This window comes from Bacillus cereus group sp. BfR-BA-01360 (genome assembly GCF_022663595.1).
Taxonomy (GTDB): domain Bacteria; phylum Bacillota; class Bacilli; order Bacillales; family Bacillaceae_G; genus Bacillus_A; species Bacillus_A cytotoxicus.
Window position 1 is genome coordinate 164,343 of the sequence record NZ_JAKUFV010000007.1, and the last position, 22,526, is coordinate 186,868.

Sequence of the window (22,526 nt, forward strand, 5' to 3'; positions counted from 1 at the left end):
TATTTTTACATTCTTTGTTATGGAAACGTAGACATGTTAGTAACATTCCGTATAAAAAATTCATAACTAGAAAGTTAAAAGTATTAGAAAAATCTATTGCTGACAAAACCTTTTAAGTCAGATAGATCTAAACACAAGTTTCTTCCAAACATCAACTTATTATGATGATACTTTGTGTTCTGAGTAAACCATGGTAAATAAAAATCCTCCTAAACAACAATTTGGTTAGCTTTATGATAATTTTGCATTCTCTTAAATAAATTATCACTTTATTACCATCTTTGTTTGAGTCATATATTCCCGTTAACAGACCGAACGATAAAAGTTCTGTTAACGGAGTTCGACACAGAAAAAGCACATCACATTTTTATGGTGATGTGCTTTTTATAATGTCCTAAAATTCGATTCTTATAAACTGAAACTATATAAATTATGCTTCACTTTATATTTATTCACCTTGTTAACTAACTTTCAATCCTTCTTTTCCTGTCACTTCTGCATGTCTATTATGGAAATATACCCAAATACAAGCTATAAATAATAGCGCGGCAGTTGAAAAGAATACATATTGGAAACCAGCATGCGCGGCTACCTGCCCTCCAAGTACGGGACCAATCATATTTCCTAAAAATTGAAAGGATTGATTATATCCAAAAATACGGCCAGTGATGTGATTTGGTGTGTGTTTTTTTAGTAGCGTTTGTACAGAAGGTAATAATCCAGCTTGTGCAATTCCTAAAAGAAATCGTAAAATTAACAATTGCCAAGCAGAGGTCACAAAAGCTTGTGGAATAAAAACAATCCCTGCAACAAACAAAGCTACAATCAATGTTTTTTGCGGACCAATATGATCAGATAAACGTCCTAATCGAGGAGCTGCTAAAATTACAGCCAAGCCTGTTGCGGACATAACAGCCCCCGCGATGGTTTCAATATGCGCTGTGTGCGCCCCCGCCAAATGCTTTACATATAATGTAATAATAGGTTGTATCGACATATTTGCAAGTTGAATCATAAATGTAACGACAAATAAGCTCATAATAAAATGTTTTGCTGGAACCATCGTCCATACTTTTTTCGGTTGTGCTTTTTTCGGTTGAACAGAACGATTTTCTTCCTTTAAAAAGAAAAAGACAATAATAAAGGATAGAAATAAAAAAGCGCCTGTTACGAAAAATACATATCTCATACCAATTAACTCTGATAAATACCCACCGAGCATTGGTCCAAGTAAGGAACCGCTAACCCCTCCAGTTGAGATTGTAGAAATCGCCCAACCAGAATGCTCTTTCGGTGTTTCTGCAGCAATAAATGTCATTGCTGTAGAAAGAAAACCAGATACCGCTCCCATTAAAAAACGAAGGGCAACTAATTGATACACATTTGTCACAAATCCCATAAGTGTCATAATAATCGCCATACCGAGACTAGCACGAATAAGCATCAATTTTCGTCCATGTGTATCACCAAGTTTCCCCCATAAAGGCGATACAATGGCACCCATTAAAAATGTTACCCCAAATGCAATTCCTGACCACTGTGCGATATTAGAAGTTCCAGTCACGCCAAGTTTCTCAATATAAAAGGATAGGAAAGGAATTACTAAACTCATACCGGCTGCAGTGGTAAAACAACCAAGCCAACAAATCATTAAATTTCTTTTCCAGCTGGCCATTTTCACACCTTCCTTCTTAGATAACCATTCTACACCCTTTTCCTTGAAAAGTTTAGCAATATGCCTCCTCTTACATAAGTCTTCTTTTCTCGTTAAATTTCGAAACAAAATAAAAAAGTTATGAATGGAGACATGTCTCTATTCATAACTTTTTTATTTTTAATTGGAATATACTTCATCCTTCATCGTAAATGATTCCAGTTTACAAAACAGTTCTAAAAGTGTATGAATTGCTTGTTTCATACGTTCATCATAAGGAACATCCTTTGCTACATAAGATAAAAACTCTTCTGTACAATATACCCCATTATATATAGCCTCTTGCATTCGAATATCTTTTGGAATACTTGTTTCACTTCGGTCATTGTATAAACTAACCGCAAGTAAATATGCCATTGGGGGTAAAAGATGCTCTCCAAATTCAAGCATAAATGAAGATTTCAAAAGTGGATTTAAATAAAAATACTTTTCATTTTTAAATTTGATCCCTTTAAAAAAAGAATGTTGATTATATTCATCACGAATTTTCAAAAAGTCGAGTAACGAAATGGTTCCGTGTTCCTCTATATGCTTAACTAAGCTTTTTTCTAACAAGTGAACTCCGTATGTGGATAAGACAGTTTGATGTATTCTTTTTATATATTGTCGTGCTATTTCTTGTTTCATTTCAATCTTTATCTCTTCATTTCCTAGCATTGATTGAATACAAATAATTTCAAAATAGTATGCCATCATTTCGTTAACTAATTGTGTACTATCGTCAAAAAATGTATGTCCATAACTTTGGTTAAAATAAGCATGTCCTAATTCATGGCATAGCACAAATACACTATCCATATCATTATGATAGTTAAATACAATTCTACTCTCCTTCATACTTGGAAAATAGTATGTTTTATTTACTTCAACATTATTATATACTTGTATAAAATTCTCCTCGAACATTCGCTCTATATAATGAACAAAATGATGCTTCCCATCTTTCTCTAAACTTGTAACGATGAAATGTTTTGCCTCATCCAGTGTAATCATACTGTGTTCTTCTTCATTATATGATAAAAAGTCTACGCCAATTTCATGAAATGAATTTGAAAACATCATAGACAGACTTTTCGTAAGTAATGTATGGAACTTCTTTTGCAACTCATTTTCGAGTATATGTAACGTTTCCTCTTTAACGCCAAAGACTTCCATGTAATAATTCGGGATTTCTAAAGCTAAATACTTCTTCTTACTGTTTACAAAAAACGAAAGCAGTGTGTCACCATTCTGTTTCAATACTTCATAGATTCCGCTTTGCATTTTTTTCTTTTCCTCATAATCCTTCGTGTTGCGAATCATTTCAAAAATTTCAAATATGGTGCATACCTCATCTTCATAATTTATTTTCATGCTACGAATGAATTGTAGATATTGTTCATATTCATCTTCATTATGTTCTGGGTCTTCTGTTTCGTCTATTTCATTCATCAGTTCTATAAATTTATTGTAGTGATCTTCTAACTGTAAGCTAGCAATTTGACCTATATGAAATAAAATGTCAAACACTTGGTGCATAGATAAAATATCCATTTCTATTACTTTCGGAAGAATCGTCACTTTCTCTTTTTTATCAATAATATTGAAAAGGAATTCTATCTTCCGATTTAATTGTTCTTGGTCAAAGGGCATAATTCTTTGCAATGATTGAACGAATGGTTCTCTCGAGATAGATTGACGGTTATGAGAAGTTTGAAATGTAATAAAGTCAAAATGATACCCACTTGGCACTGTACAACTGCTTTTTGTTATGTCCTCGAATAGAATCCGACTAATTATAAGCGAAACAGCTAGGCTTTGAATGATCGTCCCCCTATTTTCTCGAATAACATATTCTGTATGATAGTTTTGAAAACTCTCTTCAAGCAGTCTCTCTCCATCATTCCGATTGCTTACATGAAACACTTTGACAAAATCATTATGGTATCCCATCAAATAATATTGAATCTTTTCCTTATCACAATAATTCATTATATCTTTTTGCAATTGAAGTGAAGATTCATCAAAACATCCAAAAATATAATGCACATCATGTAAGTCTACTCGTAACAAATCATGGATTGTTTCGATTTTCATATCATACACTTGAACTTTAACATATGGATCCATTTTCTTTAACTTTTCTTGGATAACATGTATTTTTTTCTTATTCGTATCTTCTTTTTGAAATATTGTCTGCGCTCTAATATTTTTTAGTTGTACCGTATCAAAATCGATAACAATAATCTCTCCGACACCAAGTTTAGATAATGTCATACATAATGTTGCACCTATCGTTCCAGCCCCGATTACAACTGCTTTTACCTTTTTTATCCTTTGAACAATCGCATCTGCATATATAGTAGAATCGTGTGTACTGAAATAATGAAAGTTTCTTATATTATATAATTGTTCCTCATCCATCTTGTCACAACGCTTTTCATATAACATTCCATTCTCATTTATAAATTGGAGAATTTGATGTAACTCCTCATCCTCTATGTCGTTGTTATTTTTCCATTCCTGTATTTTTGTATGAACATCTTCTTTCGGGCTTTCCAAAATTTTCAGTAATGACCATAGCTTTTCAAATTCATTCACTTCAATCACTCGTTCTTCGCCATCGTAATAAACAATTTCATTTCTATTTGGATACCCTCTAAAATTCAAACTTGTTTTTAATCTCATCTTTTTCTCCCCATTCCATTGAAAAAGAAGGTGCTTGCACACCTTCTTTTCTCAAACTAGCATAATAATAAACATACACATTGATTATCTTGTTGCGTAGCCTTTTTAACTTTCATTTTTAGTTTCATGTCAAAATCCCCCTTTTTAATTGATTGGTAATACAAGGGTATATTAACAATTAATCCCACAAAAACTCAATTCTTTTTCTTGTATTCAGAATTTTCAGATGTTGAGAAAACATTTTCTATTCCTAGCTCTTTTTTGACTTTTCTTTTTATTTCCTGCTTGTAATCTATCGAAAACAATACACTTTTTATTTTATCAAGTAAAATATTTTATTAAGAAATTATATTATTTCCAAACATTTTTATAAATTTTATATCTATTTTTTAATGTACATAGCTGATTGAGCTAAATATAGATCAAGAATACATGACTATATAAAAAGGACTCGAAGTCTAACAAATGGAAAAAATGCTATACGATTACGTTTCACGGCTTTGCCCCCCTTCATTAATCATGGTAGAAAATCGCTCCTTCAAATAAGCTAAACAATAATTATTCAGTAATAATCTTTTTTCTACAAACAAAAAGGGCTGAATTTTATAAATATCGTACAAGTTCTTTTTACTATGAGCTTTATTACTGTTGGACATCTTTTACATCTATCCGTTCCATTCCCGCTCACTCCAATAATAGATATATATAAAGGGGATTCCCTTGAACGTCATGGCGGCATCGTTCTTAATGATAGACTCATTTATACAAGGCAAGACAATCTTCGTCATAAAATAAAAAGACTCATTAACAAGCTATGAGTCTTACAGAAAGCATCAAGCGATAAAACATTCACAATCATGACCAAAAACTTTCATTTTGTATTACCTATGTAACGATTTAATATTTTGAATTTTCGATAAATAATCCAAGTAGCATAAATACCAAAGATAACAACTAAGAAAGAGGGTCTATCATTTTTGCCCTCTTTCTCTTTATTTATTAAGTTAATAAATCAAACAAAACAGGATTTTTGTTCAGTTCCAGAAATTGAATATGATTTTCCTTAAAACGAGCAATCAGTGGCTCATAATCTTCTTTATGTTTTAACTCTACACCGACAAGTGCAGGACCATTTTCTTTATTATGCTTCTTAATATACTCAAAACGAGTAATATCATCCTCAGGGCCTAATCCTTTATCAAGGAACTCTCGCAATGCTCCTGATCGCTGCGGAAATTGAATAATAAAATAATGTTTTATCCCTTCGTAAATGAGAGAGCGTTCTTTCATTTCTTGCATTCGGTCAATATCATTATTCCCACCGCTTAACACACAAACGACTGTCTTTCCTTTTATTTCATCTTTATAAAAATCGAGCGCTGCAATCGAGAGAGCTCCGGCAGGTTCTGCAACAATTGCATTCTTCTTATACAATTCTAAAATCGTTGTACAAATTTTCCCTTCAGGAACTAAGACAATATCATCTAACACATCTTTACAAGTCTCAAAAGTTAGCTTTCCTACTTTCTTTACCGCTGCACCATCTACAAAACTATCAATCATTTCTAGCGTTACATTTTCGTTTTGTAAAAAAGCTTCTTTCATCGACGCTGCCCCTTTAGGTTCCACACCGATGACTTTTGTATTTGGACTCACTCCCTTTACATATGTACCGATGCCAGAAGCGAGACCCCCACCGCCAATTGCTGTAAATACATAATCAATCGTTTTTTCCGTATCATGTAAAATCTCGACTGCCACTGTTCCTTGACCGGCAATTACGTGTGGATCATCAAAAGGATGTACAAATGTCATGCCATTTTCTTCACAATAGCGCTGCGCTTCTTGAAAGGAGCTATCAAATGTATCACCAACTAACATAATGTCTGCCACATCACCACCGAAAAATTTGACTTGCGATACTTTCTGCTTTGGCGTTGTCGTTGGCATAAAAATGTTCGCTGGAATTTCTAATAAATTACACGTATATGCAACGCCTTGTGCATGATTTCCAGCACTTGCGCACACAACTCCGTTTTGCAACTTCTCTTTTGATAAACTTTGAATTAAATTGTAAGCACCGCGAATTTTAAAGGAACGGATTACTTGTAAATCTTCTCTTTTCACATATACTTCACATTTATATTTCTTAGATAAAACTGCATCTCGTTGAAGTGGTGTTTTATTGACAATATCCTTTAAACAATTATGAGCCATAAGGATATCTTCAATTTTTACTCTCTCCTTTACCTTATGCACCATCTCATATCATTCCTTATCCTTTTTTTCTATCATTCAATCAAAGTTTTGCATTTTCAGTACTGCTCCAGTATTTGCTGATGTAACCATCTGGGCATAGCGGCCAAGCCATCCTGTTTTTACTTTCGGCTCTGGTCTTTTCCATTCTTTTCGGCGTTTCGCTAATTCCTCATCACTCACTTTCACTTCAAGCAAACGCTCCTCTACATCAATACAAACGATATCTCCTTGCTGAAGAAGTGCAATTTCCCCACCCGCAGCAGCTTCTGGGGAAATATGCCCGACAGAAATACCTCGTGATGCTCCCGAAAAACGGCCATCTGTTAATAGTGCTACATCAGCTCCTAGTCCCATACCAGCAATTGCTGATGTTGGAGCTAACATTTCTGGCATACCAGGCCCACCTCTTGGCCCTTCATAACGAATAACTACCACATCTCCTTTTTTTACTTTCCCAAGCATAATCCCCGCAAGTGCTTCATCTTGTGAATTAAAAATAACACACGGTCCTTCAAAACGCTTTACTTCTGTTGCACCACTTTTAATCACAGCACCATCTTTTGCGAGATTTCCTTTTAATATACGTAAGCCCCCCTCTTGGCTATGAGGATTTTCAAGCGAATGAATGACTTCTTTGTCTTGAATTTCAGCATCGGCAATATTTTCTCGTAACGTTTTCCCTGTAACTGTTATCCGATCTAAGTGCAGTACCCCTTCTTTTCTACTTAATTCTTTTAAAATAGCACTCATACCACCTGCACGATCGATATCTTCCATATGCCAATTTGAGGCTGGGCTTACTTTACATAAATGAGGAACTTTCCTTGAAACTGCATCAATCCGGTTCATGTCATAGTCTAATCCTGCCTCTTGAGCAATTGCTAACGTATGTAATACTGTATTTGTAGATCCTCCCATTGCCATGTCAAGTGCAAACGCGTCATCAATGGCTTCTTCAGTGACAATGTCTCTCGGTTTAATATCACGTTCCATTAAAATTTTTAAACTCTCCGCTGCTCGTTGAATTAACTGCTCTCGGCGCGAGTCTGTCGCTAAGATGCTTCCATTTCCCGGGAGGGCTAATCCTAATACTTCACATAGACAGTTCATCGAATTCGCTGTAAACATACCCGAACAAGAGCCACAAGATGGACAACCGTGATCTTCAATATCTTTTAATTCTTCCTCTGAAATTTTTCCAGATTGATAAGCGCCTACTCCTTCAAAAACAGAGCTTAAGTCAACAACCTCTCCTTTTGACGTTTTTCCCGCTGCCATTGGTCCTCCTGAAACAAAAACCGTTGGAATGTTAATACGCATCGCAGCCATCATCATGCCCGGTGTAATTTTGTCACAGTTCGGAATACAAATCATGCCATCGAACCAATGCGCATTGACTACTGTTTCCACTGAATCAGCAATAATCTCACGACTTGGAAGGGAATAGCGCATACCGATATGCCCCATTGCAATTCCGTCATCGACTCCAATTGTGTTAAATTCAAATGGAACCATTCCCGCCGCACGTACAGCTTCCTTTACAAGACGACCAAATTCATTTAAATGTTTATGCCCAGGAATAATTTCAATAAAAGAATTACAAATCGCTACAAACGGCTTGTGGAAGTCTTCATCTTTGAGCCCGGTTGCTTTTAATAAACTGCGATGCGGCGCTTTATCGAAACCTTTTTTAATCATGTCACTTCTCATATTTTCAATTCCTTTCCTCATACATTTTTACGCTGCTGTTTATTTTTTTGTTTCTAGCGGCTGAATTCAAGACATCCTTTCACGAAGTACTGCTCCTACCTTTTTCAGCCGATGCTTTTGCTCTTTCTTTTTCATTGCATGCTACGCCTTACGTCCAGTTTAAAATTCTAATAACCTTTTTCCCCTAAATTCTCCTTGCTGAATTTTGATAAGAACACATTTCATTTTATCCGTTGCGATTATCCTGTTACATGATCGCCAAATGCTGCTGTATTTGAAATAGAATGACACATATTGGTCACTCTATCTTCATACATGAAAGCGACAATCTCTGCTTATGATGTATTTACTTGCAAAACATCTACTACCTGTTTTAATATTTCTTGCCCCTTGTTTGGATAGATACGAAACTTATACACTTTGTTAACTAACATTGATTTCATCTTCTTTTAGTATATACTAATTATATACCAAACATAAGTATATACCGAAATGGAAGTGAAGTAGTATGGAACGTATTTCAAAATTAATTAAGTTTCCTGCTGATTTAGTGGCAGAAATCGAAAAATACCAAAAAGAAAATTACATCACGAGTTTTGCAGGTGCGGTTTACGAGCTTATTCGTAAAGGTTTAAGTGTGTCGGATCGTTAACGTGGCATAAGCCACGCCCTATCCGAAGGCGATTCATCACCCACCTACTCATTGGGCTATGCCCTGCACGTTCCTTGAGGTGGGTGTCTTCTCGCCTAAAAAGATAAAGTGCACTATACACTGGTTAAATAGCTCCTCCCAGATAACCAAATACGGTTGTTTCACCTAATTTTTTCAAGCATTGAATAACATGACTTGCACCGCTCTCTTTCCCTTCTTCCAACTCCTTTTTCTTGCAAACTGTATGCCTATCTTCCATTTTTTACTCCTCCCCTATCTTTTACGCCAAACTCTCTGCTAGTCCTGGCACACGTACTCCTCGTTCTCTCGTTAACCGTTTAAACGCTTCGGTTAATTGTTTTGTTACCTCTCCAGGCTCTCCATCTCCAATTTCTCTTGCATCAACTTTTACAACTGGAATTAATTCAGCAGCAGTTCCCGTTAAAAACACTTCATCCGCTACATATACATCGTGACGGGTAAACGGTCTTTCTTCACATGGAATCCCCAATTTGTCACAAAGTTCAATCACGCTATTGCGAGTCACTCCTTCCAATGCCCCTAAGTAAGAAGGCGGTGTTACTACTTTTCCATCTTTCACTACAAAAACATTGTCTCCTGACCCTTCACAAACATATCCTTGTTGATTTAACATAAGTGCTTCTAGTGCACCCGCTTGCGCTGCTTCAATTTTCACTAGTACGTTATTTAAATAATTCATTGACTTAATACGTGGATCTAATGCATCTGGCATATTCCGGCGAGATGCAACCGATACAACGCTCAGACCATTATCATAAAATTCTTGAGGAAATAATTTTAATTGCTCTGCAATAATGATGACACTTGGCTTTTCGCAACTTCTTGGATCCAGTCCTAAATCCCCCTTTCCTCTTGAAACAATTAGTCGAATATATGCATCGGCATATCCATTTTTTTGTAACGTCTGTACAACCGCTTTTTCCATTTCTTCCACTGTCATTGGAATCGTGAGCAAAATAGATTTTGCAGATTCATATAACCGCTTTATATGCTCTTTTAAACAAAAGACATTTCCACCGTAACTACGAATTCCTTCAAATACACCGTCTCCATATAAAAACCCATGATCATATACCGAAACAACAGCCTTTTCCTTCTCTACTAATTCCCCATTCATATAAATATACTGCTTTTTCATCTTACATCGCTCCTCTTTTTCATCTCTTTATACAATCTATCTTTAAATCGATTGCTGAGAAGAATATACAAAAACTAAATATTCTGTATATTCCTTATAAAAATATACTCGTCTCAGCAATCGATTCTTTACAACTTGTAGCAACCCATTGCTGAGACGAGGGAATCGTGGTACCACTCAGCTTCCTTATACTCCTCACGAAATATAAGCTCAGTAAGTCCAAATATGGACTTTTGTTCTGCTATCGGGAACAACTCCGCTACTCCCTACTCGTTTCCTTTCGTGAATAGTGCTCTGAGGTGATTTTCAATCAATAGATTTGTACTACCCTCACAGCCACGGGGTAGCTCTCTGAAACAAATCGTATCGTCTACTTTCCTCTTCTTCACATTCTTGTATTTTTTTAAATAAAAACTCTCGCCCCAACAATCAATCTCTACTCACTAGTAGATTTGATTGCTGAGGCGAGAGTTTCGCGTTACCACTCAGCTTCCTTATATTCCTCACGAAATATAAGCTCAGTAGGTCCCATCAGACCTCCGTCCATTTATCGGAGACGAGCCCGTCGCTCTCTACTCAAATTCCCTTTCGAAAGCGATGCTCCGAGGTGATTTTCAATGATTTGCTTGTTACCGCCCTCACAGCCACGGGGCAACTCTCTGAAACACGCATCATCATCTACTTTCCTCTTCTTCACATATAAAATATAATTAAATTAGAAAATTTAGAATTGACTTAAAAGTTATTAAACGTATTATAGAACTTTCTCTTTTTGATTGTCAATACATTTTCCAAAAATTTATTTTTAAAATCTAATCAGAATATTTTTAGTTAGATATTTCTTAATATTTTTTATTGCATAATAACATAGTTTATATAATACTTAATAAACACATCTATTTAGGAGGTATTACAAACATGTCAAAGAAAACATTCGAACTTGCAACCTTCGCCGGCGGCTGTTTTTGGTGTATGGTAAAACCATTTGATGAACTTCCAGGTATTCAAAAAGTTGTTTCAGGCTATACTGGTGGACATATTTCCAATCCAACATATGAACAAGTAAAATCTGGCACATCCGGGCATTTAGAGGTTGTTCAAATTACATTCGATTCTTCTATTTTTCCTTATCAAAAATTACTAGACTTATATTGGTCGCAAATTGATCCGACTGATGATGGCGGACAATTTTTTGATCGTGGTCCATCTTATCGCACGGCAATTTTCTATCACAACGAAACCCAAAAAGAACTCGCTGAGAAGTCAAAACAATTGCTTGCTACTAGCGGTATATTTAACGAGCCAATCGTAACAGAAATTCGCCCAGCTGCACCTTTTTATGAAGCAGAAGAATACCATCAGCATTTCTACAAGAAAAATCCGAAGAAATATGCTCAGGAACGAAAAGAGTCTGGACGTGAAGACTTTATAAAAACAAATTGGCAGAAGAAATGATAAAAGGACGAAAAGAATCGTCCTTTATTTCTTAAGTCTTTCGATAAAATCATGTAATTTATCTAGCGAAGTCATATTTTGATTACATGCTATACTATCTTGACAAATATAATTTCCTTTTTTAACAAACGTGCCTGGCACATCTCCTTTTATTTCAACTAAAAACATGCCTACCTCTTCATGTCCATGACATAGTGCACAAATCCCTTTTTTATTTATACTTTGAAACGTCCCTTGAACGCCAACTAATTTATTATTCTTTTTTGCTATAATAAACCTTTTTCCCGTTCCCTTATCAGTCCAACCTAAATATGACATTTCTTTCATGTTTACTTCTTCCATTTCAGGAAGCTTCAATTTTTTCACTTTAGGAAATAATTTTTTTAATGCTTGTGGAGTAACTTCTTGAAACGGTATAACATACGGATTTAATTTGAGCAAAAATGCTTCCGCATCCTCTCTATTTTCAACTGCCAAAATTGTTTCAATTAATTCTTTCTGTTCACTATTTAAATTTTCAAAGGCGTGTAATACTTTTTCAATTGCAAGAGATTTCAAAGCCGTAATGACCCCTCTATCGTTTGCTGTTGCATGTCCATGCACAAGAATATGAGTTTGTGATTTTATAAAATTATATTGATCACTTCTAATAAATGCTTCCATCGTTATCACTCCATACAAATTATCAATCTGTTTTTATTGTATATAATACTTTTCTTTTATAAAATACCAAAAACAATTCATAAACAAACTATACATAAAAAAGCACTGATTATTTCAAAAGAATAATCAGTGCTTTTTACTATGATTTGGAATACACAATTTTTTTTATTGTTTCTACAGAAAGAAAATATTCTTCCGCTAATTGATAAATAGCAATCCCGTTTTCAAAAGCTTCTTTTATCTTTCGATTTCGCATATCGATTTGTTTTCTTCCCCCAGATCGTGTACCCCATTTATAATGTTCAGTTTCTTGTTTTGGAATGTAAATTGTTTCACCCTGTACATATTTTTGAATTTCTGCAATTAAACTTTCCGGTAAAACAGCTGTTGCTTTTACGTATCCCATGTTTGCTCGCCCCTTATTTCGTATGATTCATTTCAATAAGGGCAAAGCCAAATACAAAAATATACGAGCTCAATTTGGCGATTGTATATACATTGTCTACCTCACGCAAAGTATCGCCATTTCCATACTTGGCTTTGCATGAGACGCTGCAATGTCCGGCAATTGCATCATAATCGCCATAAAAACACCTCCAATATACCATTTATGGTTTCATTATATGATATTTGTTTCCTTCTTGCACCTTTATACATTTGAATATTCCACCATTTCTTTAAATAACTCCAATTACATTTAAAAATACAATAATGATAGCGACTGGTGCGATATAACGAAGTAAGAATAACCATAGTATGAATAATGTATATCCTTTATGTTTACTTACACCAAGCTCTCTCATTAATACATCTTTCTTCATTTTTAATGGAACGAATATAGAAACTAACAATACACCAAGCGGCATCAGTACATTACTTACTGCAAAATCTGCTAAATCGAAAACTGTCTTTCCAAAAACCTTAAAATCACTCAATACACCGTATGATAATGCCGATGGAATACCTACTACAAAAATCAATAACCCTACAATGATTGCAAACTTCTCGCGTCTCCCATTTCCTTTTGCTGTTAACGATGCAACACTAATTTCTAACATAGAAATAGCTGACGTAACTGTTGCAAAGAAGAATAGTAATAAGAAAATAACGAAGAATACTTTTCCAAACGCCATTTTACTGAAAATAGCAGGTAATACGATAAATAATAATCCTGGTCCTTGTGACGGTTCCATTCCAAATGCAAATACAACTGGGAAAATAGCAAGTCCTGCAAGCAATGTAATCATAAGTGTTAGTCCTACAATTGAAAATGCCGAACGCGGTAGACTTTCTTCCTTCGGTAAGTATGAACTATACGTTACCATTACTGCTACACCAACAGATAATGAAAAGAACGATTGACCCATTGCATATAAAATAATTTCCGATGTCACATTTGAGAAATCTGGTTGCAAGAAGAAACGAACTCCTTCTCCAGCTCCATCTAATGTAAGAGCACGAATAATTAATATAAAGAATAAAACAAATAGCGCAGGCATAAAATATTTATTTACTTTTTCCACACCGTTTTGTACACCTTTACTTACAATGAAAATCGTCATAAGAATAAATAATAACTGTGATCCAACTGCTAAATAAGGATTGGAAATGATTTCACCAAATGTTGCTTCATATGCACCATTTCCTTCCCATAACCTTCCTGTAATTGCATTCCATAAATATAATAAAATCCAACCACCTACTACACTATAGAATGAAAGTAATATGAAACATGTTACAACACCTAATTTACCTAGCCATGGCCATAATGTTTTAGGAGCAATTTGTCTATATGCATCAACAGCTTCTTTTTGCGTACTCCTCCCAATTACAAATTCAGCTAATAAGAGCGGTAAACCAATTAATAATGTAAAACCGATAAAAATAAGAAAAAATGCTCCGCCGCCTCCAATCCCGGCCATATAAGGGAACTTCCAAATTGCCCCAAGTCCAATTGCTGAACCTGCAGCAGCTAATACAAAACCTAATTTTGATGTCCATTGCGGTGAATTCATATTGTAATCTCCTCTCTATTTCTCTTTATTCATTGCGTTCTAACATTAGCTATTTCTAGTAGAATCTCCTCCTCTTTAAATAAAAAAACTCCCTACGCAAATGCGTAGGGACGATTAAAATATCGCGGTACCACCCTAGTTATGAAGACACAACGACAGTAGGACCTTCAATAAAAAACGCCCCTACGTAAATACGTAGGGACGATTAAAACATCGCGGTACCACCCTAGTTGTGAAAAAACTCTTCACCACTTTATTTCATAACGGTATTCACTACCGTCTTTCATTTCCTCACAACGTGAGATTTATGAAAGATGCTCCAGGACGAACTTCATGAATAATCTATATACTGATTCACACCGACCATCAGCTCTCTGAAATAGGAAGACTTTCACTACTATAACCTTTCATTGCCCAAATATGATGTTTCCGAATTGATTAATATCATTTTTATCATATACTCAAAATGGTGTCAACTAAATTTTTATGTATAATCTATCTATTTTTTGCTGTGAAAATTCAAAATATGAATTTTCTATGAACCCTATTCCAATAGTGATGTTTATACTTTATTAAATACCATGACAGGTTTATAGTAATATAGATGGTTGCATGAGAGCAAAAGTGGGAGGAAAGTGTTTTGTCTACTTCAAAAGTGTTAAAAGGAACTGCTTTACTAAGCGGGGCCACAATGATTTCACGTATCTTAGGATTTATCTATTTCTTCCCCTTTCAATTATTAGTTGGTACACAAGGGGTTGCTTTATATGGATATGCATATTCTTGGTACGGTATCTTACTTAGTTTTTCAACAGCCGGCATTCCAATTGCCGTATCAAAATTTGTCGCAAAATATAATGCACTAGGTGATTATAGTACAAGTAAAAAACTCTATAACTCTAGTGTAAAATTGATGCTATTGATGGGATTTTCTGGTTTTTTCATTTTGTTTATCGGTGCGCCTTACATATCACAATTTATCATTCGTTCAAAAGCGCCAGATCCAAAGTTTATCGCTGATGTAACACTTACAATGCGGGCGCTCAGCTTTGCGCTTATTATTGTACCAGCAATGAGTGTCACACGCGGTTATTTTCAAGGCTTCCAGCATATGAAGCCAAGCGCCGTATCACAAGTTGTAGAACAAATTGCACGCGTCGTTTTCATTTTAGCTGGTAGTTTTGTTGTTACAAAGTTACTAGGTGGCTCTGTCGCTTCTTCTGTAGCAGTCGCTACATTTGGTGCTGCGGTCGGAGCGATTGCTAGCGTTTCGATTTTAATCATGTATTGGAAAAAATACAATCATCTAAAACCACCTAAAGGTGAGCTTAAATCAAGAGCATCTACTCTTCCGTTAAAAAGTATCTATATGGAATTACTTCGTTATGCAATTCCCATTGTATTTGTCGGCATCGCTATTCCGCTTTATACATTAGTCGATCAATACACAGTTGCTGACGCTTTAAGAGCTCTTGGCGAGCCATTAACAACAGCAAATGCTGTCTTCGCTTATATAACGAACTATGCTCAAAAATTAATTATGATTCCAGCTTCCCTTGCAACTGGATTTTCATTAACAATTATTCCAGCTATAACAAAATCATTTACAAGTGGAAAACAAGAAGAATTACAAGAACAAATTACAAAGATATTTCAAGTATTATTATTCTTCACCATTCCAGCAGCATTCGGTCTAGCTAGTATTGCTTACGATGCATTCCGCATGGTTTATGTGAGCCACGATATCGCAGTAGGCGGTTCACAATACTTAATTTCCTATGCACCATCAGCTGTATTAAGTGCAATCTTTACCGTTTCAGCAGCCATTTTACAAGGAATTGATTATCAACGAAAAACAATGATTGCTTTCTCAGTAGGCATTCTTGTAAAACTGATTGTCAATACTCCTCTTCTATATGTATTAGGCGGACATGGAGCGGTACTTGGAACTATTCTCGGATATCTCGTTTCAGATGCCATTATGTTATACTGCATCGTTAAATTCGCAAAATTTGATATAAAAGAGACTATAAAAACAGTATGTCTTATTATCATTTATTCTGGCGCAATGTTCGCTATTGTCATGGCATTAAAAGCGATGATAGGATGGTTCATACCTGGACAGTCTTACATCGAATCATTACTTATCGTAATCATATGCGGCGTAGTTGGCGGCTTCGTCTATCTTTTATTTGTATTAACAAGCGGCCTTGCTTCACGCATTCTCGGTAATCGCATTCAACGATTACCGATATTAGGAAAATTTATAAAATAAAAATAAGAGATGTAACGGTATAAATTGTTACATCTCTTATTTTTCTACTTTGCATGCTCTCGCAATCTATTATTCAAACAGCCCCATACTTAAATACCGTTCACCTGTATCAGGTGCAATACACAATACCTTCTTACCCGCACCTAATCGCTTCGCAATCATAATTGCGGCATAGACGGAAGCCCCTGAAGATGGTCCTACTAATAACCCTTCTTGTTTTGCTAAATTTCTCATCGTACTTAGCGCTTCTTCATCTGCAATTTGAATAATTTCGTTATATATTTCTGTATTTAAGTTTTTTGGAATAAACCCCGGACTTGTTCCAACTAGTTTATGAGGACCTGGTACACCGCCAGATAAAACAGGCGATCCTTTCGGCTCCACTACTGCAATATGTAAATTGGGTAATTTCTCTTTCAACGTTTCCCCTGTCCCTGTAATTGTTCCACCTGTTCCAGCAGTCGCTACAAAGGCATCTAACTTCCCTTCCATTTGTTCATAAATTTCAAGTGCTGTTGTATAGCGATGAATATTTGGGTTTGCTGGATTTTCAAATTGCTGCGGGATAAAACTATTCGGTATTTGTTTTTGCAGTTCTATCGCTTTTGCAATTGCACCTGGCATTCTTTGTTCTGCCGGTGTCAAAATAACTTCTGCACCATATGCTTTTAACAGATTCATTCGTTCTTTTGACATATTATCCGGCATAATTAAAATCGCTTTATATCCTTTCGCCGCTGCATTCATCGCTAAACCAATTCCCGTATTTCCACTTGTCGGTTCAATAATCGTATCTCCCGGCTGAATAAAGCCTTGCTCCTCTGCAACATGAATTAAATGATAAGCTGCACGATCTTTCACACTACGAGATGGGTTAAACATTTCTAACTTTGCATATACATCCGCCGCATCTTTCGGAATAAATTTAGATAATCGCACGATAGGTGTATCCCCTATTAATTCTGTAACATTTTTGCATAGTTTCATAGCGCATCCCCTATTCTATACGGATTTTTTATCACTCGGCAGTAACCAGGAAGTCAGTCCAATTAATGGCAAACAACTACATAATACCATAATGAACTGCAGACTATATATGTCAGCTAATTTCCCAAGAATGACAGCACCTAGCGCGCCAAGACCAAATGCAAGACCGACAATTAATCCTGATACCATCCCTACTTTCCCTGGCACAAGTTCTTGGGCATATACAACAATCACACTAAAGCTACTGGAACTAATGAAACCGATACATAAAAATAGTGGCACAACCCATAAAAGAGAAACATGCGGTAATAAAAGTGCAAGCGGCGCAGAACCTAGCATGGAGAACACAATAATATTTTTCTTACCAAATCGATCTGCGAGCGGTCCTCCAAAAAATGTTCCCAGTACGCCGGAAATCATAAAAGCAAATACAAAATATTGCGCATTCTTTATCGATAAACCATAATGCTCAATCAAATAAAATTGATAGAAGTTCCCAATACCAGCTCCATACCACGAACGAACAAATGTTAAAAAGATAAGGAGAACGATAACAAATTTAATATGCGCACTTACAATTGCATTTTCAGCCTCAAGTGCAGCTCGTTTCTTGCTTTTTACAGCGCCGCTTACTAATTCATTTTTATACCACTTTGACACATACATTAATAATAGAATCCCTACTGCTGCAAAAGCCGTAAAACCAAGCGAACCTTTTTGACCAAGAGGAACGAAAATTACTGCTGTAAAAATTGGAGCAAGTGAATTACCAGTATTCCCCCCTACTTGATAAATCGCTTGTGCTAATCCACGCTTCGTACCAGATGCCATATACGCAACGCGGGCTCCTTCTGGATGAAAGACTGCTGAACCTAATCCGATAAATAAAACAGAAATAATAACAATAATAAAGTTTGGTGCAAATGCAAGTCCAATCATTCCAAGCATGCTTGAGAACATACCGAGCGGTAGTAAAAATGGGGATGGCTTCTTATCTGAATACATCCCAAATACCGGTTGCATAACAGATGACGTCATATTTAGCGCAAACGCAATCCATCCGACTTGCATATAAGATAAATTCATCGTTTTTTCTAAAATTGGAAACAATGCCGGCACAACAGCTTGCATAGAATCATTCAAAAAATGACCGAAACTAATTGCAAATAAAATGCGATATATCGTTGGCGTCGTCACTACATTTTCTTTTGAAATTGCCTGCATATTTGAATTTCACCCTCCTTACAACATATATTTTTATGCGGGTATCATCACTTCTGACTTTTGAAACATTTCTATTCTATACTGATTTTATCTCTTTTTCCAACAATACAACTTTCCATAAAATATATTTTTCACATAAACTTTATTGGATTTAATTATAGAAATTTTCTTTATCTTCTTTTATACTAAATCAAAGATAAAGGGGAGGATGAAAGCGATGAAGAAAAAAACAAAGAGAGTTGCGGCGCTCTCACTTACATTGTCACTCGTTTTAACAGCTTGTGGTCAAAAACAAGAAACAACAACGAACAAAGACGAGAAAAAAGTAGCTACAAAACAAATATTAAACATTGTAGAAACCGGGGAAATTTCTACTCTTGATTCCTCTATCGCAACGGATGGTTTTTCCTATGCAGCTTTAAATAATGTGATGGAAGGGCTGTATATGCCTGGACCAGGTAACAAACCTGTACCAGGGGCAGCTGAATCTTACACATTAAGCGAGGATGGAAAAACATATATATTTAAACTTCGTCATTCAAACTGGTCGAATGGTGATCCTGTAACAGCGCATGACTTTGAATATGCATGGAAACGTGCAATAAATCCAGAAACAGCTTCTGAGTATGCCCATATTATGTTTGATATTAAAAATGCTGAAAAAGTAAATAAAAAAGCATTACCTCTCGATTCATTTGGTGTAAAAGCGCTTGATGATAAAACGCTTGAAGTACAATTAGAGCATCCTGTTCCATACTTTTTAGGGCTAATGGGATTTGCAACCTTTTATCCACAAAATCAAAAAGTAGTTGAAGCACAAGGGACAAATTATGGTCTCGAAGCTGCAAATGCAGTATATAATGGACCGTTCGTATTAAATGAATGGAAACATGATACAAGTTATAAAATGACGAAAAACCCAAACTACTGGGATCATAAAAATGTGAAATTACAAGAAATTAATGTCAATATCGTGAAAGACACTTCAGCAGCTGTTAATTTATTTGAAAGCAAACAAGTCGATCGTATCACAATTAATTCAGAATTTGTCGATAAATACCAAAACGATCCAAGCTTAAAGAAAATGGCACGTCCTTCTGTGACATTTTTTCGATTTAATCAAAAAAATCCTTTACTAGCAAATAAAAATGCTCGCAAAGCGATTTCTCTTTCCTTTGATAAAAAAGGAATTACAACAACCATTTTAAATAACGGTTCCATTCCTGCAAATGCTTTCATTCCAAAAGGCTTTGTAAAAGGACCCGATAATAAAGACTTTCGTAGTACAAGTAATGTCAAAGTAGAAACAAATATAAAAGAAGCGAAAAAACAATGGGAAACGGCAAAAAAAGAAACAAATCTACAAAATGTTTCTCTTTCCATCATATCAACTGATGAGTCAAACGATAAAAAAATAAGCGAATACTTAAAAGGCGAATTAGAGAAGAATCTACCTGGTTTAAAAATCACACTAAATCCACTTCCAGTAAAGGCATTTTTAGAACGTGAAGGAAATGGAGACTTTGAAATTTCACTTTCTACTTGGGGACCAGATTATCCTGACCCGACAACATTTTTAAATATGTTCGTAACAGATGGCCCTTTCAACAAAATGAACTATTCCAACAAACAATATGATGAATTAATGGAAAAAGCGAGTTCTTCTTTAACAACTGATTTACCAGCACGTTGGAAAGCGTTCCAAGATGCTGAGAAAATTCTAGTTGAAGATGATGCAGCAATTGCTCCAATCTTCCAAGCAGGGCTTATTTACTTAGAACGTCCAAGCGTAAAAGGTGTTGTCGTTCGTCCATTTGCGGGTATATATTCTTATAAATGGGCGTATATAACAGAGTAGAAAGAGACTCTGGTATATATAACTTTTCTTCTATCCTTTACTTATAAAAAGTACATCACTTCCGAATCGTGATGTACTTTTATTTTTGAATATATGTTTCACTTATTCAGACGCATCCAACTCTCGTTTTTCTTGTAACAGTTTTTCAAATTCCCTTTCTAATTTTTCGGACGGTTCAATACTTAACCGGCTTAGCACTTCTGATAATTTCGTTTCCAGTAAAAGACGTGTATCCTTTTTACGCTCTTGAGCTTGTTGTACTTGAGTTCGTTTATATTGTTGATAAGTTCCTTCAAACAGTCCAAGCTCTTGATTATGAATGGTTAAAATTCGTGTCGCGATATTTTCAATAAAGCGGCGATCATGTGAAACAAAGATGACACTCCCTTCGTATTCTTTTAGAAGAGATTCCAACGCTTCAACAGCTGTCATATCAAGAAAATTTGTCGGTTCATCCAAAATTAAAGTATTTATATCACTTAAAAATAGCTTTGTTAATGCCACTTTCACTCGTTCCCCACCACTTAAAACCTCTACAAGCTTATAAACATCCTCTCGAAAGAAATGCATTCTTGCAAGAACTGTTCGAATAAGCGTTTCATTCTGTTTGGAAGAAGACTGGACATTTTCGATAATGGATTTTGCTGGATCTAATATATTTAAATTTTGACTAAAATAGCCAACTTTTACAGCAGGAGAAAATCTAATCCCATACTCTTGATTCATAATTTGTTTTACGAGTGTTGTTTTCCCGCTCCCATTTGCACCGATAATTGCTAATTTGTCACCACCTCGAATATGAAAGCTTGCTTTTTTCCATAGCACACGTTTCCCAACTTTACCTATTCTATCATTCACTCGTAAAATAATTCGGTTTTTAAACGTTTCCGCATTCGGTAAGTCCATCTTAAGCGGCGGAAGCTCTTTTACTTTTTCTACCTTTCCAAGTTTTTCTAACCTTGTTATCATAGCGGTTGCTGTTTTTTGTAACTTCTTTTGTTTTTTTGCAAAATACGGCTTTGTAATTTTCGGTTCTAGCTTCCCTTCCTTCTTTGGAGTCTTTGTTGCTCGTTCCGCCTTTTTCTCTTTCAGCTTTACCGCTTCTTCCAACTGCTTTTTCTTTTTTTCATATTTTTCATATGCTAATTGTTCTTGTTGCCGCTCTATTTCTTTTTGTTTTACATATTCGCTATAGTTACCTGTATACACTTTTATTTTTCCTTCATCCAATTCCCATATCGTTGTGCAAAGAGCATCTAAAAACGCGCGGTCATGTGAAATGATAACAAATGCCCCTTTCCAATTTCCAAGCTTCTTCTCCAGCCATTCAATATGTCCTGTATCAAGGTTTGTCGTTGGTTCATCGGCAAGTAAAAGCTCCGGATCTTTCAGAACAGCTTTTTGAATATATTCTTGCGTCACTTCACCACCGCTTTTTGTTGTATCTGTTTGTTTCAGCTGCGGTAGAAGTTCACACCTCGCACGTTGAACAATACTCCCTTCTTCCGGGACAATTTCTTTAGCTAATATTTGAAATAACGTTGTTTTTCCGCTTCCATTTCTACCAACTAACCCAATTCGAGCATTTTGATGAATTTGCAATTGATCTATATCAAGTAACAAGCGATCTTGTATATAGTACTTTATACGATTAGCTTCTAATAACAACATAGCAACATCTCCTCTTATCTCATTTAGAAGACAAAAAATGCCCCCTATATCCATTCAGAATAGGAGGCATAAATCATATATAGGTGTACACAAAAAGAGAAAACCCTACTCTCTTTGGGCCAACTATAGAAGTACATCCTATTCTGAAAAACGCAAATAAAAGGCATCACAAATAACAGCGTAATGGTCTGTTAAA

Annotated in this window: 16 protein-coding genes, 1 pseudogene and 3 other annotated features; of the genes and pseudogenes, 4 read left to right on the forward strand and 13 right to left on the reverse strand. The window is 35.5% G+C overall.

The features are described 5' to 3' along the window. Positions 1–460: 460 nt before the first annotated feature. The 5 genes from MR056_RS09410 to MR056_RS22625 form a co-directional block, all read right to left on the reverse strand. The gene (locus MR056_RS09410; protein WP_012093946.1) at positions 461–1,675 is read right to left on the reverse strand and encodes a multidrug efflux MFS transporter; all 1,215 of its coding nucleotides are present in this window, start codon (positions 1,673–1,675) and stop codon (positions 461–463) included. Positions 1,676–1,834: 159 nt separating this feature from the next. Continuing rightward, positions 1,835–4,381, reverse strand: a complete 2,547-nt coding sequence (locus MR056_RS09415) for a ThiF family adenylyltransferase (RefSeq protein ID WP_210351552.1) — start codon at positions 4,379–4,381, stop codon at positions 1,835–1,837. Between the two features lie 999 nt (positions 4,382–5,380). Further along, positions 5,381–6,643, reverse strand: coding sequence for a threonine ammonia-lyase IlvA (gene ilvA, locus MR056_RS09420; RefSeq protein WP_087098441.1), 1,263 nt, complete (start codon positions 6,641–6,643; stop codon positions 5,381–5,383). 33 nt (positions 6,644–6,676) lie between these two features. Next, positions 6,677–8,350 (reverse strand): dihydroxy-acid dehydratase, encoded by a 1,674-nt coding sequence (gene ilvD / locus MR056_RS09425; protein ID WP_087098439.1) that lies wholly within the window; start codon positions 8,348–8,350, stop codon positions 6,677–6,679. 335 nt (positions 8,351–8,685) lie between these two features. Then, the gene (locus tag MR056_RS22625) at positions 8,686–8,793 is read right to left on the reverse strand and encodes a helix-turn-helix domain-containing protein (protein WP_087098437.1); all 108 of its coding nucleotides are present in this window, start codon (positions 8,791–8,793) and stop codon (positions 8,686–8,688) included. A gap of 65 nt (positions 8,794–8,858) precedes the next feature. On the opposite strand from MR056_RS22625, the gene MR056_RS09435 reads away from it, so the two are divergent. Beyond that, entirely contained in the window at positions 8,859–9,002 is a 144-nt protein-coding gene (locus MR056_RS09435; protein ID WP_164468621.1) for a hypothetical protein, read from the forward strand. 127 nt (positions 9,003–9,129) lie between these two features. Here the strand turns inward: MR056_RS09435 and MR056_RS09440 are convergent. Beyond that, positions 9,130–9,261: pseudogene (locus MR056_RS09440) on the reverse strand (thiamine pyrophosphate-binding protein); the annotation flags it as partial. A 21-nt stretch (positions 9,262–9,282) separates the two neighbouring features. Then, positions 9,283–10,182, reverse strand: coding sequence for a branched-chain-amino-acid transaminase (gene ilvE / locus MR056_RS09445; protein ID WP_087098435.1), 900 nt, complete (start codon positions 10,180–10,182; stop codon positions 9,283–9,285). Positions 10,183–10,331: 149 nt separating this feature from the next. Then, positions 10,332–10,577: a binding site (T-box leader), on the reverse strand. A gap of 62 nt (positions 10,578–10,639) precedes the next feature. Further along, positions 10,640–10,885: a binding site (T-box leader), on the reverse strand. A 215-nt stretch (positions 10,886–11,100) separates the two neighbouring features. On the opposite strand from ilvE, the gene msrA reads away from it, so the two are divergent. Beyond that, on the forward strand, positions 11,101–11,637 hold the full coding sequence (msrA, locus tag MR056_RS09450) for a peptide-methionine (S)-S-oxide reductase MsrA (RefSeq protein WP_087098433.1): 537 nt from the start codon (positions 11,101–11,103) through the stop codon (positions 11,635–11,637). A 24-nt stretch (positions 11,638–11,661) separates the two neighbouring features. Here the strand turns inward: msrA and MR056_RS09455 are convergent, their stop codons facing one another. The 3 genes from MR056_RS09455 to MR056_RS09465 form a co-directional block, all read right to left on the reverse strand. Then, a complete protein-coding gene (locus MR056_RS09455; RefSeq protein ID WP_012093935.1) occupies positions 11,662–12,300 on the reverse strand; it encodes a FusB/FusC family EF-G-binding protein in 639 nt (212 codons plus the stop codon). 139 nt (positions 12,301–12,439) lie between these two features. Then, entirely contained in the window at positions 12,440–12,706 is a 267-nt protein-coding gene (locus MR056_RS09460) for a CD3324 family protein (protein WP_012093934.1), read from the reverse strand. Between the two features lie 271 nt (positions 12,707–12,977). After that, positions 12,978–14,315 carry a sodium-dependent transporter gene (locus MR056_RS09465; RefSeq protein ID WP_012093933.1) on the reverse strand — a complete coding sequence of 446 codons (1,338 nt, stop codon included), beginning with the start codon at positions 14,313–14,315 and terminating at the stop codon, positions 12,978–12,980. 194 nt (positions 14,316–14,509) lie between these two features. Further along, positions 14,510–14,735 (reverse strand) — a binding site (T-box leader). A 220-nt stretch (positions 14,736–14,955) separates the two neighbouring features. Between MR056_RS09465 and MR056_RS09470 the strand changes: the two genes are divergently transcribed. Continuing rightward, positions 14,956–16,590, forward strand: a complete 1,635-nt coding sequence (locus tag MR056_RS09470; protein ID WP_087098431.1) for a putative polysaccharide biosynthesis protein — start codon at positions 14,956–14,958, stop codon at positions 16,588–16,590. A 69-nt stretch (positions 16,591–16,659) separates the two neighbouring features. Here the strand turns inward: MR056_RS09470 and cysK are convergent, their stop codons facing one another. Both cysK and MR056_RS09480 read right to left on the reverse strand, forming a co-directional pair. Next, positions 16,660–17,577 carry a cysteine synthase A gene (gene cysK / locus MR056_RS09475; protein WP_087098429.1) on the reverse strand — a complete coding sequence of 306 codons (918 nt, stop codon included), beginning with the start codon at positions 17,575–17,577 and terminating at the stop codon, positions 16,660–16,662. Between the two features lie 15 nt (positions 17,578–17,592). Beyond that, a complete protein-coding gene (locus MR056_RS09480; protein WP_087098427.1) occupies positions 17,593–18,801 on the reverse strand; it encodes an MFS transporter in 1,209 nt (402 codons plus the stop codon). A gap of 217 nt (positions 18,802–19,018) precedes the next feature. Here MR056_RS09480 and MR056_RS09485 point away from each other — a divergent pair, with 217 nt between their 5' ends. After that, positions 19,019–20,659 carry a peptide ABC transporter substrate-binding protein gene (locus tag MR056_RS09485; protein WP_087098425.1) on the forward strand — a complete coding sequence of 547 codons (1,641 nt, stop codon included), beginning with the start codon at positions 19,019–19,021 and terminating at the stop codon, positions 20,657–20,659. Positions 20,660–20,761: 102 nt separating this feature from the next. Here MR056_RS09485 and MR056_RS09490 read toward each other — a convergent pair whose 3' ends face one another. Continuing rightward, the gene (locus tag MR056_RS09490; protein ID WP_087094788.1) at positions 20,762–22,330 is read right to left on the reverse strand and encodes a Vga family ABC-F type ribosomal protection protein; all 1,569 of its coding nucleotides are present in this window, start codon (positions 22,328–22,330) and stop codon (positions 20,762–20,764) included. Between the last annotated feature and the right edge of the window lie 196 nt (positions 22,331–22,526).